This is a genomic window from Pseudolysinimonas kribbensis (assembly GCF_039531715.1).
GTDB classification, from domain to species: Bacteria; Actinomycetota; Actinomycetes; order Actinomycetales; family Microbacteriaceae; genus Pseudolysinimonas; species Pseudolysinimonas kribbensis.
Map to the genome: position 1 here is coordinate 908,445 of NZ_BAAAQO010000004.1, position 16,527 is coordinate 924,971.

General features: G+C 72.5%; 15 protein-coding genes and 1 tRNA gene. 10 read left to right on the top strand and 6 right to left on the bottom strand.

Annotated elements, in window-relative coordinates; translation table 11 throughout:
• Positions 1 to 30: 30 nt before the first annotated feature.
• The 4 genes from ABD285_RS15115 (at position 31) to ABD285_RS15130 (ending at position 4,267) form a co-directional block, all read left to right on the top strand.
• The gene (locus ABD285_RS15115; RefSeq protein WP_344203281.1) at positions 31 to 1,971 is read left to right on the top strand and encodes a DEAD/DEAH box helicase; all 1,941 of its coding nucleotides are present in this window, start codon (positions 31 to 33) and stop codon (positions 1,969 to 1,971) included.
• A complete protein-coding gene (locus tag ABD285_RS15120) occupies positions 1,968 to 2,528 on the top strand; it encodes a hypothetical protein (RefSeq protein ID WP_284254796.1) in 561 nt (186 codons plus the stop codon). The genes ABD285_RS15115 and ABD285_RS15120 overlap by 4 nt, the downstream gene beginning before the upstream one ends.
• 117 nt (positions 2,529 to 2,645) lie before the next feature.
• Positions 2,646 to 3,440 (top strand): SDR family NAD(P)-dependent oxidoreductase, encoded by a 795-nt coding sequence (locus tag ABD285_RS15125; protein WP_284254795.1) that lies wholly within the window; start codon positions 2,646 to 2,648, stop codon positions 3,438 to 3,440.
• A gap of 32 nt (positions 3,441 to 3,472) precedes the next feature.
• Positions 3,473 to 4,267, top strand: coding sequence for an alpha/beta hydrolase (locus ABD285_RS15130; protein WP_284254793.1), 795 nt, complete (start codon positions 3,473 to 3,475; stop codon positions 4,265 to 4,267).
• On the opposite strand, the gene ABD285_RS15135 is transcribed toward ABD285_RS15130, so the two are convergent.
• Positions 4,189 to 5,088 carry a helix-turn-helix transcriptional regulator gene (locus tag ABD285_RS15135; protein ID WP_344203284.1) on the bottom strand — a complete coding sequence of 300 codons (900 nt, stop codon included), beginning with the start codon at positions 5,086 to 5,088 and terminating at the stop codon, positions 4,189 to 4,191. The genes ABD285_RS15130 and ABD285_RS15135 overlap by 79 nt on opposite strands.
• Before the next feature lie 72 nt (positions 5,089 to 5,160).
• Between ABD285_RS15135 and ABD285_RS15140 the strand changes: the two genes are divergently transcribed.
• The 5 genes from ABD285_RS15140 (at position 5,161) to ABD285_RS15160 (ending at position 9,290) form a co-directional block, all read left to right on the top strand.
• Positions 5,161 to 5,859 (top strand): hypothetical protein, encoded by a 699-nt coding sequence (locus ABD285_RS15140; protein WP_344203286.1) that lies wholly within the window; start codon positions 5,161 to 5,163, stop codon positions 5,857 to 5,859.
• Positions 5,860 to 5,964: 105 nt separating this feature from the next.
• Positions 5,965 to 7,257, top strand: coding sequence for an HNH endonuclease family protein (locus tag ABD285_RS15145; protein ID WP_344203288.1), 1,293 nt, complete (start codon positions 5,965 to 5,967; stop codon positions 7,255 to 7,257).
• A 46-nt stretch (positions 7,258 to 7,303) separates the two neighbouring features.
• The gene (locus ABD285_RS15150) at positions 7,304 to 8,590 is read left to right on the top strand and encodes a SufS family cysteine desulfurase (protein ID WP_344203290.1); all 1,287 of its coding nucleotides are present in this window, start codon (positions 7,304 to 7,306) and stop codon (positions 8,588 to 8,590) included.
• Complete coding sequence (sufU, locus tag ABD285_RS15155; RefSeq protein WP_344203292.1) at positions 8,587 to 9,033, top strand: Fe-S cluster assembly sulfur transfer protein SufU; 447 nt, start codon at positions 8,587 to 8,589, stop codon at positions 9,031 to 9,033. Before ABD285_RS15150 ends, sufU begins: the two co-directional genes overlap by 4 nt.
• Before the next feature lie 77 nt (positions 9,034 to 9,110).
• Entirely contained in the window at positions 9,111 to 9,290 is a 180-nt protein-coding gene (locus tag ABD285_RS15160) for a hypothetical protein (protein ID WP_284254788.1), read from the top strand.
• Positions 9,291 to 9,309: 19 nt separating this feature from the next.
• Here ABD285_RS15160 and ABD285_RS15165 read toward each other — a convergent pair whose 3' ends face one another.
• Positions 9,310 to 10,461 (bottom strand): LPXTG cell wall anchor domain-containing protein, encoded by a 1,152-nt coding sequence (locus ABD285_RS15165; RefSeq protein ID WP_344203294.1) that lies wholly within the window; start codon positions 10,459 to 10,461, stop codon positions 9,310 to 9,312.
• A gap of 233 nt (positions 10,462 to 10,694) precedes the next feature.
• The gene (locus tag ABD285_RS15170; protein WP_284254786.1) at positions 10,695 to 11,567 is read right to left on the bottom strand and encodes a phosphatase PAP2 family protein; all 873 of its coding nucleotides are present in this window, start codon (positions 11,565 to 11,567) and stop codon (positions 10,695 to 10,697) included.
• 309 nt (positions 11,568 to 11,876) lie between these two features.
• On the opposite strand from ABD285_RS15170, the gene ABD285_RS15175 reads away from it, so the two are divergent.
• Complete coding sequence (locus tag ABD285_RS15175; protein WP_344203296.1) at positions 11,877 to 13,121, top strand: hypothetical protein; 1,245 nt, start codon at positions 11,877 to 11,879, stop codon at positions 13,119 to 13,121.
• A 58-nt stretch (positions 13,122 to 13,179) separates the two neighbouring features.
• Here ABD285_RS15175 and ABD285_RS15180 read toward each other — a convergent pair.
• From ABD285_RS15180 to ABD285_RS15190, 3 genes are all read right to left on the bottom strand, one after another.
• Positions 13,180 to 13,253, bottom strand: a tRNA-Leu gene (locus ABD285_RS15180).
• Positions 13,254 to 13,310: 57 nt separating this feature from the next.
• Positions 13,311 to 14,537, bottom strand: a complete 1,227-nt coding sequence (locus ABD285_RS15185) for an MFS transporter (RefSeq protein WP_344203298.1) — start codon at positions 14,535 to 14,537, stop codon at positions 13,311 to 13,313.
• A 39-nt stretch (positions 14,538 to 14,576) separates the two neighbouring features.
• Positions 14,577 to 16,502, bottom strand: a complete 1,926-nt coding sequence (locus ABD285_RS15190; protein WP_344203300.1) for a glycoside hydrolase family 127 protein — start codon at positions 16,500 to 16,502, stop codon at positions 14,577 to 14,579.
• Positions 16,503 to 16,527: the final 25 nt, after the last annotated feature.

Genomic DNA, 16,527 nt, shown 5'->3' on the forward strand with positions numbered 1-16,527 from the left:
TTAGGTGGCCTTCCGGGCACCTCGGTAGCGTTGCGCGCCCGACGCACGCCGAGCATCCCGGAGGTCCTCATCCGCACGCTGCCCCATGCCACCCGGCCCCACGCCACCCAGCCCCCCGCCACCCTGCTCCAGGCCACCTACGTCCCCGCCGAGAACGGCCTCGCCTGGTGGGGCGTCGCCGACATCGACGCCGCCCTCGAGCACGCCGGGCTCCCGCCCGGGCGCCGCGCCGCGCTGCGCCTCGCCGGGATCGTCGGTGATCGGGTCGGCCCCATCGATGTCGAGGCCCGCATCACCGCCGTCGCCGAGGCGGCATCCGCCCTCACGGCCACGACCCGGGTCGGTGCGCTCGGGATGTCGGCGCGGGCCTGGCGGCAGGCGAGCCGCATCGTCCTCCGCTCGGCGCGCTCCGGGTCGGAGGAGGACGCCTTCGCCGCCGTGGTCGCGGCGATGCCGCCGGCCGGTCACGCCGTTCTCAACGCCGACGAGTCGGCGATCGCCGCCCCCGGGGCGCTCGTCCGGGAGTACGCGCGTGCGCTGTCGACGCTCAAGGCCCTCCGGGCGGCCAACGTCACGGCGACCCTCCGGCCGTACCAGGTGCACGGGGTCTCCTGGTTGCTGCAGAAGGTCGACGCCGGCCAGGGAGGTGTGCTGGCCGACGAGATGGGGCTCGGCAAGACGCTCCAGGTCATCGCCGTGCTCGCGACCCGGCAGCCCCAGAGCCTGCAGCTCGTGGTGTGCCCGACATCGTTGCTGGCGAATTGGCGACGCGAGATCCAGCACTTCGCACCCGGCCTGAACGTGCTCGAGTACCACGGACCCGACCGGCGCCTGCCGGCTCGCCCGGAACCGCGGACCGTCGTCGTCACCAGCTACGCGCTGCTGCGATCGGACGAGGCGGTGCGGAGCCGGCACTGGGATGTCGCCGTCTTCGATGAGGCCCAGCAGCTCAAGAACACCGACACGCAGGTGACCAGGGCGGCATCCGCGCTCCCGTCCACCAGCAGGATCGCGTTGACGGGGACGCCGGTCGAGAACGACCTCGACGAGCTGTGGTCGATCCTCTCGGTCACCAACCCCGGCGCGCTCGGCGCCCGCGGCCGGTTCCGGCAGCGGTTCGTGAACCCGATCCGGCAACGCCGCTCCGCGTCGGCCGCCGCGACGCTCGCAACCGTCGTCGCGCCCCACCTCCTCCGGCGCAGGAAGGCGGATGTCGCGCAGGACCTGCCGCCTCGCATCGACGCCACGGTCGTCTGCACGCTCAGCCCGGAGCAGGTCGCGCTCTATCGCGAGGCCGTGGAGCGCGCGTTCTCCGCCGGATTGGGCTCGGGATTCGGCCGCAGCGGACGCGTGCTCGCCCTGCTGACGGAGCTCAAGCAGATCTGCAACCATCCCGCCCTCGAGGCCGGGGAGCCCGCACTCGAACCCGGGAGGTCCGGAAAGTTCGACCGCACGTGCGAGATGCTGGGCGAGGTCGTGGCGGACGGGGAGCGCGCCCTCGTGTTCACGCAGTACCGCCGGACGGGCGAGCTCCTGTCGTCCGGGCTCGCGTCGGCGCTCCGGATCGACGCCGTGCCCTTCCTGCACGGTGGGCTCGCGCCGGCGCAGCGTGACGAGCTCATCCGCGCGTTCCAGGAGGACGACCACGCCTCGCCCCTCCTGATCCTGAGCCTGCGCGCCGCCGGGTTCGGGCTGAACCTGACGCGTGCCTCGAACGTCGTGCACTTCGATCGCTGGTGGAATCCCGCCGTCGAGGAGCAGGCGACCGCTCGGGCGCACCGGATCGGACAGCGGCGCACGCTCAACGTCTACAAGCTGGTCACCGAGGGAACCGTGGAGGACTACATCGACCGCATGCACCAGGAGAAGCAGGGTCTCGCCGAGCTGATCTCCGGCGACCCCACGGCGGCGCTCACGAAGTTGCCGGATCGCGAGCTGCGCGAGGTGCTCGACCTCCGGATGCGGCCATGACGGCCCGGCCGAAGCTCGGTGCGACCGCTTGGGGGTACGCGTGGCTGCGCACGGTCGAACCGACCGCGGGGCGGCCCGACCCACGGCTGCCCCGTGCCCGGGCGATCGCGCATCGCCAGGAGAGCGCGCTCGCCGTCGACGCGTCGACGATCACCGCGACGATCGCCGACGGCCGTCGGGAGCACTCCGTGCGGCTGCGCGTGCCCCCGTGGACGGATGCCGAGGCCGCGACCGCCGAGGCCCTCCTCGCGTCGGAGCGCGAGCACCTGACGACGGGCGACATCCCCGACCACGTCCACCGCCGACTGACCGCCGCCGGCCTGACCGTCGCCGTGCCGCCGGACGAGATCGAGGCGATCTGCACCTGCCGCACCCGCGAAGCGCCCTGCATGCACGTCCTGGCGACGCTGTACGGCCTGGTGCTGAGCGTCGACGAGCGCCCCCTGACGGCGTGGGAGCTCCGGATGCCGCACGCCGCATCCGGCCGACGCCGTGATCCGGACTGGCTGGCCCTGTCGGAGTTGGAGCCCGGCACCTTCTTCACCGGCCCGGCCTGAACGCCCGGGCCACCGGTACCCGGGTAGCAGTCGCAGTACCAGGAGAACCGCTGCCTTCTGGAGCCGGGGCGGGCCGCCCTACGGTGAGCTCATCCGTTCCGACCCGGAGGGGGCCGCGTGGACCTGCACCTCGCCGACCGCGTCGCGATCGTCACCGGTGCGGGCCGGGGCATCGGGCTCGCGGCGACCCGCGCCCTCGCCGGGGAGGGCGCCCACGTGGTCGCGGGCTCCCGCACGGTCACGCCGCAGCTGCTGGCCCTCGAGGCGGAGGGCCGGGTGCATCCGGTGCAGGTCGACCTGACCGCCGAGGCGGCCCCGGCGGCCCTCGTGGAGCGGGCCGACGCGCTCGGCGGCGCGACGATCCTCGTCAACAACGTCGGCGGCGTGAAGCTGCGCACCGAGGGCTTCCTGGCGCTCGGCGACGACGAGTGGATGGCGACCCTCACCCTCGATTTCCTCGCGGCGGTGCGCATGACGCGGGCCGCGATCCCGGCGATGGTGCGTGCGCAGGTCGGCAACGTCGTGACGATCGCGTCGGTCAACGCGTTCCTGCCGGACCCGGGCGTGATCGACTACTCGGCGGCCAAGGCGGCGCTCTGGAACGTCTCCAAGGCCCTGTCGAAGGAGTTCGGTCCGGCCGGTCTGCGTTTCAACACGATCAGCCCGGGGCCGGTGGCGACCGACCTCTGGCTCGGCGAGCACGGCGTCGCCGCCACCATCGCCGCGTCGCGGGGCGTCGACGTCGACACGGCGCGGTCCGAGGCCATCGCCGAGCAGGGCGGCTTCTCGACCGGCCGCTTCACCACCGCCGAGGAGGTCGCCGATCTCGTGCTCCTCCTCGCGAGCGACCGAGCGGGCAACGTGACCGGTGCCGACATCCTGATCGACGGCGGATTCGTCAAGACCCTGTAGGCCCCCACCCACCCCCGACGAAAGGGAAAGACATGTCGAAGCCGCACGTGCTGTTCATCCACGGGCTCTGGATCCACTCGAGCGCCTGGGCGCCGTGGGCCGCCCTGTTCGCCGAGCGCGGGTACACCTCGAGTGCGCCGGGCTGGCCGGGCGACCGCGACACGGTGGCCGAGACCCGGGACGACCCGTCGGGCATGAACGACGTCGGCATCGAGGCGATCTGCCGGCACTACGCCGACCTGATCGAGGCGATGCCCGAGAAGCCGTTCGTCGTCGGCCACTCCTTCGGCGGCCTCATCGCGCAGGAGCTGCTCGCCAACAACTACGTGGTCGGCGCCGTCGCGATCGACCCGGCGCCGATCAAGGGCGTGACGAAGCTGCCGTTCTCGCAGCTGCGATCGGGGCTGCCGGTGCTCGGCAATCCCGCCAACCGATCGCGCACGGTCGCCCTCACGGCCAAGCAGTTCCACTACAGCTTCGGCAATGCGATCACGGAGGAGGAGTCGGACGCGCTGTTCGAGCAGTGGACGATCCCCGGCCCCGGCCGGCCGCTGTTCGAGGATGCCACCGCGAACTTCTCGCGCACGTCGCCCGCCGCCGTCGACACCCACGTCGCGGATCGCGGCCCGCTGCTGCTGACATCCGGCACCGAGGACCACACCGTGCCCCTCACGGTCACGCGTGCCGTCGTCGAGCTCTACGCCTCAGGACCGTCGGTCACGGACTTCCACGAGTTCCCGGGCAAGGGTCACTCGCTGACCATGGACGCCGGCTGGCGCGAGGTGGCGGAGGTCTGCCTCGACTGGATGTCGTCCAAGGGGTTCTGAGCGGACGGCAGCGGCGCGCCGAGCCGCGCGAGTTCGCGCAGTGCGGTCTCGCCCGGCGTGCCCGGCGCGGCGTGGTAGATGACGAGCACGGGGTCGTCGCTGCCGGCGAAGCACAACCGCTCGAAACGCAGCTCGAAGTCGCCGACCAGCCGATGGTGGATCCGGTTCACCCCCGAGGACGCCGGTGTGACGTCGTGCCTCGCCCACAGCGCCGCGAAGTCCGGGCTCGCGTCGCTCAGCTCGGCGACGAGGGGCGCCAGCCGTGGATCCTGCGGAGGCGCCGCCGCCTGGAGGCGCAGATAGGCGACCAGCCGCATCCGCATCTCGTCGAGGTTCAGATAGAGCTCGCCGAGCCGGCTGTCGAGGAAGACGGCTCGCATGAGGTTCACCCCGGGCGAGAACACCGGCGACAGGGCCCGCGCGAGCGGATTCGACTCGATCACCTCGAGCACTCGGTCATGCGCGAACGCCGGGGTGCCGGCGAGCGAGCCGACGAGCGCGGCCATGTCGGCGGATGTCGTGAGCGGCCGCCCCTGCGGGTCGCGCGACAGACCGGCGAGCAGGCGCAGGTAGTCCTCCGCCGCGTGGTCGAGGAGCAGCGCACGCGCGAGCGCCGCGACGACCCGCGGCGACGGGCGGCGCTCCCTCCCCTGCTCCAGCCGGATGTAGTACTCGGCGCTGATCCCGGAGCGCAGCGCCACCTCTTCGCGTCGCAGCCCCGGCACCCGGCGACGGCGCACGCCGGTCTCGAGCCCGACGTCGGCGGGATGGACGGCCTCGCGCCGCGCGCGCAGGAACTCTCCCAGCTGGCCATCCACCATGCGCACACAGTAGCGACGGCCGGCGCGACGGGGGGGCCGAGGTCATAGCATCAAGTACTCATCACCTTCCTGATGCTCCGCGCCACGGTGCTGTCCAGCGTCCCCGTCATCCGGGTGCTCGGGGACATCGCGGTCAGTGCGGACGACGGCACGATCTACGGAAGCCCGATCGACGGCTCCGGAACCGTCCTCTCGATCGACCCGACGACCGGCACGGTGACGCGTGCCTTCACCGTCACCGGGCCGGGCGCTTCGGCCAGCTACAACAGCCTGACCGCGCTCCCCGCCGGGGAGCTGCTGCAGGGGGATCTCGACATCCTGAACGACGGCGGCGTGATCGCGCTCGTGGCCGTCTCGGGCGACGACACGATCGGTCACCTCCTGCGGCTGCATCCGGACGGCACGAGCACGACCGTCGGCACCGTGCCCGCGGGGTTCGGGGTGGCGCGCATCGGCGACGCCGTCTACCTGTCGGATGCCGTCACCGGCGTGATCCGGAAGATCGCCGCAGTGCCGGCGACCTCCTCGACCGATCCGCTCCCGACGACCGACGTCGCCGAACTGCAGAACGGCCCGGTCTACGGCCTCGCAGCCGGGGCCGACTCGGGAGCCTGCACGACGACGGCCGACCCGGCCCCGCCGAGCCGCCCCGAGTTGGCCGCAACGGGAATCGATGCGTGGGGCGCGATGCTCACCGCGCTCGGCCTGCTGGCCGCCGGATCGGGACTCGCGTCGATCCGGATGCGCCGGCGGTCCCCCGCCCGCCCCTGATCGGCGCGTCGGCACCAGCCGGCGACACGACGAATCGCCACGAGCCGGCTGCGGCCCGGCGCGCGGGCGTGCCGATAGCGTCATGCCTCAGCACGAGGAGGACGCATGGCGAAGACGCCTGACGCGGGTGACCCGACGCGTACCGCGCGAGCGCTGCTGGCGAGGGTTCCCGTCGTGACGTGGGTCGGCATCGGCGTGATGGGCGTGCTCGCGATCCCGTTCGTCGCGACCGGTGGATTCCCGGGACTGCTCGTGTTCCTCGGGCTCGCCGTGCTCGTCACCGCGATCTACGTCGTCGCGACGCGGCGGAGGTCGTGGCTGCGGCTGCCGACGCGGACGGTCGGCGTGCTCGTGCTCGTCGGCGGCGTCGTGCTCACGTCGATCGGCGCGGTCACGCTTCCGCGTCAGCCGGTGTCGCCGAGTGCGGCGGGGTCGAGCGTGTCGGAGCGGCCCGAGCCGGGCGCGACGCGGCATCCCACGCCCACTCCGTCGGCGACCTTCAGCGACGAATCCCCCGCCGACCCGGATGCCGTCACCACCCCCGCCATGAGCGGCGCCGCCGCCGTCGACCGGTCGGTGACGAGCAACACGACGGCTCTCGCTCTGCTGGCGAAGCTGCCGGTCAAGGGGCGCGCCCCGATGACCGGCTACAACCGTACGGCCGACTTCGGCGCCGCCTGGCTGGATGTCGATCGCAACGGGTGCGACACCCGCAACGACGTGCTCGCGCGCGACCTCGCGGGCATCGCGCGCTCGGGGGCGTGCCGGGTGATGTCGGGCACGCTGGTCTCGCCGTACACGAACGGCATCATCCACTTCGTGCGCGGCGTGACCACGTCGGCCGAGGTGCAGATCGACCACGTCGTCTCGCTCGGGGATGCCTGGCAGACCGGCGCCCAGCAGCTCACCACCGCGCAGCGCACCTCGCTCGCGAACGACCCGCTCAACCTGCTCGCGGTCGACGCCCACTCGAACGAGCAGAAGCGCGACGGCGATGCCGCGACCTGGCTGCCGGCGGCGACGTCGTTCCGCTGCAGCTACGTCGCGCGGCAGATCTCGGTGAAGGTCAGCTACCGCCTGTGGGTGACGCAGGCCGAGCGCGACGCGATGGCCCGCGTCCTGAGCGCATGCCCCGGCGAGGCGGCCGGCACCTCGCCGTTCGCGACCGCGCCGGTGCCGGTGCCGACCCGGGCACCCGCGACGGCGCCGGCGCCCCGGCCCGCGGCGCCCGCTCCCGCCCCGAAACCCGCGGCACCGAAGCCGGCCGCGCCGCGCGTGGTCACCCCGGGGGCGTTCTGCTCCCCCGAGGGAGCGCGCGGAGTCACCAGCAAGGGCACCCCGATGGTCTGCTCCCACAAGGTCGGCGACCCGCGGCTGCGCTGGCGGTCGGCGGGCTGACCCGGCCGTCCGGCGCGGGCCGGGGCGCGGTGCCTACGATCAAGACGTGACTGTCGCCGCCTCGGATGCCCGTGCCGGTCTGGCCGATGACGAAGTCCTGGCGCTGCGCCGGGACTTCCCCCTCCTCGGGAGCGCGGTCAACGGGCATCCGCTCGCCTACCTGGATTCCGGGGCGACCTCCCAGCGCCCGCGTGCGGTGCTGGATGCCGAGCGCGAGTTCCTCGAGACCGAGAACGCGGCCGTGCACCGCGGTGCTCACAAGCTCGCCGCCTTCGCGACGGAGCGCTTCGAGGACGCCCGCGAGACGGTCGCCTCCTTCATCGGCGCCGCGACCGACGAGGTCGTCTGGACCCCGGGGGCGACCGCGGCCGCCAACCTGCTCGCGTACGCCATGGGCAACGCGCGGGCCGGATCCCGATTCGCGCTCGGGCCCGGCGACGAGATCGTCGCGACCGAGGCCGAGCACCACGCGAACCTCATCCCGTGGCAGGAGCTCGCCGCGCGCACCGGCGCGACGTTCCGCTACGTCCCCCTCGACGACCGCGGCGCGCTCGACCTGAGCCGCCTCGACGAGGTCGTCACGCCACGCACCCGCGTGCTCGCGTTCGCGCACGTGTCGAACGTGCTCGGCACCGTGGCGCCCGTGGCGGAGCTGGTGGCCGCCGCGCGTCGGGTGGGCGCGCTGGTCGTGCTCGACGCGTGCCAGTCGGCGCCGCACCTCCCCATGGATGTCACCTCGCTCGACGTGGACTTCCTCTTCTTCTCGGCCCACAAGATGCTCGGGCCGACCGGCGTCGGCGTGCTGTGGGGACGCCGCGAGCTGCTCGCCGACCTGCCGCCGTTCCTCACCGGCGGGTCGATGATCACGACCGTCACCATGGAGCGCGCGGAGTTCCTGGCACCGCCGCAGCGCTTCGAAGCCGGCACGCAACCCGTCTCGCAGGCGATCGGCCTCGCGGCGGCGATCGGCTACCTCAGCGCGATCGGCATGGATCGCATCGCGGCCCGGGAGCGCGAGCTCGGCACCGAGATGGTCGAGCGGCTGTCGGCGATCGACCAGGTGACCGTGCTCGGCTCCGACTCCGGCGCCCCGCGCACGGGGATCGCGTCGTTCGTCGTCGACGGCATCCACGCTCACGACGTGGGCCAGCTCCTCGACGACCGCGGCATCGCCGTGCGGGTCGGCCACCACTGCGCGCAGCCGCTGCACCGCCGCTACGGCGTGACCGCGACGACCCGGGCGAGCGCCTACCTCTACACCACCCGCGACGAGATCGACCGGCTGGTCGACGGCGTGCGCGACGCCGTCGCCTTCTTCGGGGGGACGGCATGAGCACCGAGCTGGAGCAGCTGTACCAGGAGGTCATCCTCGACCACGCGAAGCACCCGCACGGCCGGGGGCTGCGCGGCGGCACCGCGGCCAGCTCGCACCAGATCAACCCCACGTGCGGCGACGAGGTCACCTTCGAGCTGCACCTCGGCACCGACGGCCGCGTCGCGGACGGCCGGTGGGGGGGCCACGGCTGCGCGATCTCGCAGGCCTCCGCCTCGCTGCTCAGCGTCGTCGTGCCGGGTCTGTCGCCGGCGGAGCTGCGCGAGCGCATCGACGGCTTCCGCACCGCGCTGCGCTCCCGCGGCGCGATCGCACCCGACGAGGATCTCGTGGGCGACGCCGCCGCGCTCGCGGGCGTCTCGCGCTACCCGGCGCGCGTCAAGTGCGCGATGCTCGCGTGGGTCGCGGCGGAGGATGCGCTGAACCGCGGGGCGGTCGGCTGACCCCCGGAACGTCACCGCCCGCGCTCATCGGATACCGCACCGCGACATCATCCGGGTCGGGGGCTACTGTGACGGCCATGGGATGGCTGGACAGGCTCCGCGCTAAACAGCACAAGACCGATGCCGAGATCGCGGCTCAACGCGCGGGCGGCCGCTGGGAGAACGAGGGCGGCGCGCTCGCCCCGGATGAGGGGAAGCCTCAGGGCGCATCGGACCCGGACGACGCCCACGACGACAGCGACGGCCGCGCGAAATAGCCGACCTGCGCCGGCGGCGTCAGGCCCGTCGACGCCGCAGCGCCACGAACGCGACGCCGGCACCCATCAGCAACACCGCGAGCGCGAGCAGCGCCGCGACGTCGTCGACGCCCGTTGCGGGCAGGGTCTTCGCACCGGTGCTCGCCGGCTGCACGGCGACGGTGACGGCGAACGGGTCGCTCGTTGCGACGGTCGAACCGCCGACGACGAGCTCGAGCGTGTAGTCGCCCGCCGGAACCGACGGCATCGTGAACGTCACCGTGGCGGGGTCGCCGGCGACGTCGATGGTGCCGGTACCCAGCTGGGCCTGCGTCTGTGCGAGCCGGATTGCGAACTCCGTGCCCGGGGCAAGAGTTCCGACCGTCGTGGTCGCCTTCGACCCCGTCACGACCGTGGTCGAGGGGGCGCTGATCGTCGGTTGAAGCGAGTAGGTGATCGTGATCGACCCGGCGCCCGCGTTCGCGGCGGTCGACACGGCATCCAGCCCCGCGGCTAGGTAGCCCGACCCTCCGCCGCCGGCTCCGGCTTCTTCGTCGGGGTACTGGGCGAGGTTGTTGGAGGATCCGCCGCCACCGCCGCCGGCATAGCCCCCGCCGCCCTGAGCCGCGGGGTAAGCGGCAGACGGGCTGCCGCCGACGCCCGGCGTGATCGTGCCGTCGGACGCGACCGATGCGACAGTGCCCGCGGAGCCCCGGACGATCACGTCGGGAGTCGTGCTGGGCTGACCCGGGGTCGAGCCGACGGCACCGGTGCCGGCCGCGTGGAATCCGGGCGCGTCGGTCCCGTCGAGGCCATTCGCCGAAGCGGTCGAGTATCCGCCTGCGCCGCCCAGCGGCGAGCTGCCTCCGTCGACGGTCGCGCCACCGCCGCCACCACCACCGGCGACTACCACGAACCCGGCAGCCGTTGCGATGTAACTACCGCCACCGCCGCTTCCGATGTCACCGTCGGATCGCTGCCCATGATCACCCGCGAGCAGGTGAAGGGTGTCGCCGTTGTAGAGCGTTCCCAGGTCGACGGTGATCTGCCCTCCGGCGCCCCCGTTGGCTGCGCCCCAGGTGCTGTCACCGCCCGCACCTGCCGCAACGACCACCGACACGTCGGACGCGTTGGCGGGCACGGCCCAGGTCGATTCCGCCCCCGGCGACACGGTCACCGTGCACGAACTCACGCAGGCCGGTGCCGCCGACGCGGGCGCAGACAGCGCCAGCACCCCCACCGCGACCGCTGAGACACCGACCAAGGGGAAAAGCAGAGACTTCAACAAGGGACGGGCTCCAAGCACAAAGGGGGGCGGTCCAAGAACCCTACCGGCGGATCGGAGCCCGTCCGGGCCTTGCCGCGGATCCGCCTGCCCCCCAAGTGGGGGCGATCCGATGTCCGGGCGCGCCCCGCGTCGAGGCTCTACCGGCCCGCGCCGGGACCTGGCGGTTCCTGCGGGATCCCGGCGGCGCGCACCGTGATGTAGAGGCGGTGCGCCGTCACGACGAGAGCGAGCCAGGCGAGCCCGAGCGCCCATCCGGCCAGTACGTCGGTGAACCAGTGATGCCCGAGGTAGACGCGGCTGAGCCCGATCGACACGGCGAACACCGCGGCGACCGCGATCGTCAGAGTCCTCGCGGCGAGTGTCTGCTGCCGCAGCACGAGCAGGTAGGCGACGACGCCCGCGATCACCGTGGCGTTCAGCGTGTGACCGCTCGGAAACGACGGCGAGAACTCGAAGGGCCGCACCGCGTCGATCAGGGGCGGCCGGTCGCGGTCGATGATGTCCTTGCCCCCGATCGTCATCGCGAGCGACCCCAGCCCCGCGGCCGCGATGAGGATCGCCGGAGTCCACGACCTCCGGCGCAGCGACAGCACGAGGATCGCGACGACGGCGATCACCGGCATCCCGATCGGCCCGGCGATGTCGGTGTAGCCCGTCACGATCGAGTTCGCCAGCGGCGATCTCAGGCGGATCGCGACGTCGAGCAGCGGACGATCGAGCCCGGCGACCCCGTCGGACTCGGTGACGGCGTCGTAGATCCGCGACGCGATGAAGCTGAGCAGGATGGCGATGGCGACGCCGATCACCAGGATCGCGACGAGCGCCCGACGCGCACCGATCCCCCGAGCGACCCGGGCAACGAACGCCGCCAGGGCCCTACCGAGCGGCGTGTACCAGTGCGTCAGGTCGAGCGAGCCGACCGTGCGGTCGCGCTGGGGTTCCTCAGCGTCGCCGGCTGATCCGCGGCGCGTTGGGTCGGAACTCCCTCCGCTGCCCGGCCTGTGCACCATCCACTGACCGTAGATGGCGGCCGCTGGGAATCACTTCGGGGTTCGGTTCTGACCCCCGAACGCGGTCTCGACGAAGCAGATCGGCTCCCGGCCCCACCCGAACCGCGTCGCGCGTGCGAAGGCAACGCAATGGCGGCTACCCTCCGAGCAACGCTCAACGACTTGGAGCAACGCATGGCCGAAGAGAAGCCCTAGAACGCCGCCCGCCTCATCCCGACTTCTGGAATCAATGGAGCCGAGGAGCAAGAACGGCGAGGGACGTCGGCACTGCTGGCCGTGATGAACTCCGTTCGCGAATACGGGCGAGCCGTGACCACGCCCTTCGGGGCACCGGCCGGCGCGATGGAGACGTTCATCGAGGTGCCGTTCGAGCTGGGCGGGAAGAAGGTCTTTCCCGACGGCCTGATCCGGGTCAAGTGGGGCAAGAAGGTCTGGGTAGCCCTCGTCGAGGTGAAGACCGGCACCAACGAGCTCCAGCGCGAACAGCTCGAGAACTACCTCGACGTGGCACGTGAACACCACTTCGACGCCCTCATCACGATCTCGAACGAGATCGCGCCCGCGCCCGGCGTGCACCCGACGGTGGTCGATGGCCGCAAGCTCCGGTCCGTTGCGATGTACCACCTTTCGTGGTCCGAGGTGCTCACGCTCGCCGTGATGCAACGGGAGTTCCGCGGGGTGGCCGACCCGGACCAGGCCTGGATCCTCGGCGAACTGATCCGCTATCTCGAGCATCCGAAATCCGGGGCTCTGGAGTTCTCGGACATGGGCGCGAGTTGGGTCCCCGTTCGGGATGCGGTGACCTCGGGCACTCTCCGCAAGGCCGACAAGGACGCGGCCGAGGTCGCGGGCCGATTCGACGCGCTTCTTCGGTTCGCGTCCCTGAAACTCGGGCAGCGCCTCGGCGCGGAGGTCACCCAGGTGCTCTCGCGAGCCGAAACGACGGACCCTGTGCTGCGGACGACGGCGCTGACGAACATGCTCGTAACCGACGGCGTCCTGCGCGGCCAGGTCCGCATCCCGAACACCGTCTCGCCGCTCACCGTGACCGCCGATCTTCGCGCGGGACAGGTGACCTGCTCCTTCGACCTCACAGCACCGACCGACGGGAGGGCGACGACACGGGTCAATTGGATGCTGCGACAGCTGAAGGACTCGCCCGACTCCCTCCGCGTCGAGGCGTTCGTCGCCCGTCAGCGAGCCGGAACTGCGGAATTGCTCGGCGTCGCACGGGCGAACCCTGCGACGCTGATCGCCGACCCGACGAAGGAGCTGAAGTCCTTCACGGTCACCTACCTGGGCAAGATGGGCACCGCACGCTCCTCCGGCCGGAACGGGTTCATCGACTCCGTGGTGGACGCGGTCATGTCGAGCTACGAAATGATCGGTCAACGCCTCAAGGACTGGTCGGCCGCACCGCCCCGGTTGCGTCGACCGGACGAGGTCGAAATCGAGAAGAAGGTCAGGAGCGATCTGCCCTCGGCCGCGCTGTCTTCCCAGGACGAAGGGAACGAGCCGATGGCCACTCGATCAAGCGAGCTGGGGCCGGCCTGACGCCAACTCCTCGTCCGGTTCGCAGCACACGTCGGCCGGCGCGCGGGGGTCGCGGACGTGCCCCCGCTGGGATTCGAACCCAGACTGTGCCGATTTTAAGTCGGCTGCCTCTGCCGGTTGGGCTACGGGGGCGGTCGACGTGACGCTACCGCGCTCGGGAGGCGTGGAATCCCATCGGCACGCGCGAAGCTAGGGCACTCCCCCGGCCGCCACATCCACCTCCGCGTCCGGAGCGGCGGCTCGGCGGCGGCGGCGTGCGGCGCCCACCAGGAGGGCGGCGGCCACGACGGTCAGGCCGCCGGCGACGGCCGTGGTGACGCGCGGTCCGGTCAGCTGCACCGCCGTGCCCGCGCCGATCCCTGCGAGGAGGGAGCCGACCGCGAGGGCGTTCGCGAACGCGGCTGCGGCCGCCGCCACGCGGGGCGCCATCAGTTCGCGCAGGGCCTCGATGCCCGCGACGCCCGTCACGGCGAGTGCGACGCCGCGCAGCAGCTGTGCGGCGACGATCACCCCGATGCTCGGGGTCGCGGCCAGCACCACGAAGTAGAGCGTGAAGAGGAGGGAGCAGGCGACGAGGATCCACGACGTGCCCCGGTTGCGGATCAGCCGGCTGCCGAGGAACGCGGCCGGCACCTCGACGGCGGCGCAGACGCCGAACGTGACGCCGACCCACACCGGATCGGCGTGAGCCGGTCCGGTGAGCAGCAGCGGCAGCGCGAACGACCCCACGAACATCGCGAGGTGGAAGACGGCGACGGCCGCGATCGTCAGGCGCGTTCCCGGTCGGCGGATGGACGCACCGGATGCCGCCCCGCCCACGGCCGGCCGCGCATCCGGGTTCTGCGCAGCGCTCGGACGGCGCAACCTCAGCCCGACCGTCACGAGGGCGCCGACCCCGAGGAGGATGCCGCCGACGATGAACAGCCAGCGGTAGCCGACCGCGGCGACGATGACGCTCGCGGCGAGCGGGCCGAGCGCCCACGCCAGCGACCATCCCGCTCGGAGCGCGCCGGTCGCCATCCCGCTTCCGGGCGAGGTCGCCGACGCGCGCTCGAGGGCGAAGACCTGCGGAAAGCCCACGGCGCTGGCGCCCGCCAGCAGCACCCCGAGCAGCACCGGCACGAAGCCCGATGCTGCGGCCAGCGCGATGAAGCCCGCCGCCGCGATCAGCAGCGCGACGACGAGCGGGACGCGGCTGACGCGGCGGTCGACGATCCGCCCCGCCAGCAGCGTCAGCGCGATCCCGCTCAGGGTCGAGGCCGACGTCGCCACTCCGGTCTCGATCGACGAGAGACCGAGGCCCGACGTGAAGTACAGCACCAGGAACGACGCCGTGACGGAGTCCGCCAGGCCGAGCACGACCAGCAGGCCGACGAACGGCGCCAGCCGGGCGGTCACGCTCTGCGTTCCGGCCATGGTCACCGACGGTACGCACCGCCGGTGACATCGCGCGGGCTACACCTCCGGCAGCCACACCCGCATCGTCGAGGGACCGCGGCGGGCCCAGCGGTAGTACGGGATCAGCTTCACCGACCGGGCGTCCCCGGCCGAGCGTGACGGGGCCGGGTTCGCGTACGGCCAGGGCGCGTCGGCCACGGCCTCCGGCACCACCGTCACCGAGACCTCGCCGTCGAACTGGGCCGGGTGGTCGACGAGCGGCTGGTCCGAGCGGACGATCACGTCGTTGACCGACGTGCCGAGGTCGACCGACTCGAGGGCCATCACGAGCGGACCGCGCTCCACGGCGACGGAGCCGCGGACGGCATCCACGCGCGGGTCGGGGCGCGTCCAGCGCGGCTGCATCGGCAGCTCGAGCTCGACGACGTCGCCGGCGGCCCACGACCGCTCGACGACGTGCGCCCCGGTCGGCACCGCGACCGCGTCCGAGCCGGCGACCGCGACGGTCGCGCCCTCGGCCCACGCCGGCACCCGCAGGGTCAGCGCCCACGGCTCCTCGCGGGTCTCGTCGACGGTCACGCGGATCGATCCCGTGCGCGGGTAGTCCGTGTCGACGTGCAGCGCCACGGCCGAGCCATCGCCGAGGGCGGTCGCGATCATCGCGGGGGCGTACTGGTGCAGCTGGATGCCGTCGTCCGTCACCGAGGCGAGGTACGCGCCGAGCGAGGCGAACGTGCGCGCGACGTTCGTCGGGCAGCACGAGACGTTGAACCACGGAGCCCGGAGGCTCGACGACGCGCGCGGCGACGCGACGTCGGGCGGCGGCACGGCGCCGGGCTCGCGCTGGTGCAGCGTGTTCGTGTAGAAGAACGAGCGGCCGTCCTCGGCGGGCGACGCGGCCACGACGTTGAAGAGCATGCGCTCGACCAGGTCGCCGTAGCCCTCCTCGCCCGTCGCCAGCAGCATCCGGTGATGCACCATGATCGACGCGATGCCGGCGCAGGTCTCGGAGTAGGAGCGGTCCGGCGGCAGCTCGTGGTCGAGGCCGAACGACTCGCCCTCGTGGTGCGCGCCCATGCCGCCCGTCAGGTAGGTGCGGCGGGCGACCGTGGTCGACATCTGGGAGCGCAGGATGTCGAGCAGCTCCGCGTCGTCGTCCTCGACCGCGACATCCACCGCTCCGGCCGTCAGATACAGGGCCCGCACCGCGTGCCCGCGCAGCACGGTCGCCTCCCGCACCGGAACGTCGTCCTGGAAGTAGCTGCGGCCGAACTCGATGTCGCCCAGCACCCCGTGACCGCGGCGCTCGATGAACAGCCGCGCCTGCGCGAGGTACTTCGGGTCGCCCGTGTAGCGCGACCACTCGGCGAGCGCGACCTCGATCTCGGGGTGCCCGTCGACGCTCTGGATGCCGTCCGGCCCGAACGCCTCGCACACGTGATCGGCGACCCGGCGCACGATCTGCACGAACTCGTCCTCGCCGGTGGTGCGGGCGCGCGCGATGCCGGCCTGGATCAGGTGGCCGTAGCTGTAGAGCTCGTGCCCCCACTCGAGGTCGCTGTACCGCGGGGCCTGTCCGGGGCGGCCGAAATTGGTGTTGAGGTAGCCGTCCGGCTCCTGCGCGCGGGCGATGCGGGCGGTCAGCGCGCGGAAGCGGCCGTCCATCTCCGCGTCGCCGGTGCGGCCGATCTCCCAGGCCATGGCCTCCATCAGCTTGTAGACGTCGGAGTCGGCGAACGACTTGCCGGTGTGCGCCCCCGGCATCCGGCCCTCGACGGCCGCGTCGAAGTTGCCCGCCCAGCCGATGCGCTCGACCCACTCCTCGCAGTGCTGGATGAGCGCCGTGCCGTTCACCCGCTGCCGGTCGCCCCAGAAGCCGCCGGTGATCGTCACCTCATCGAGGCCGAGCGGGCGCAGGACGCCGCGCGACGGCGCGATGGGGCGGCCGTGGCCGGCGAGAGTGGTGGCAGAAGTGTCGGTCATTCGCAGTTCTCTGATCGTTCGGGCA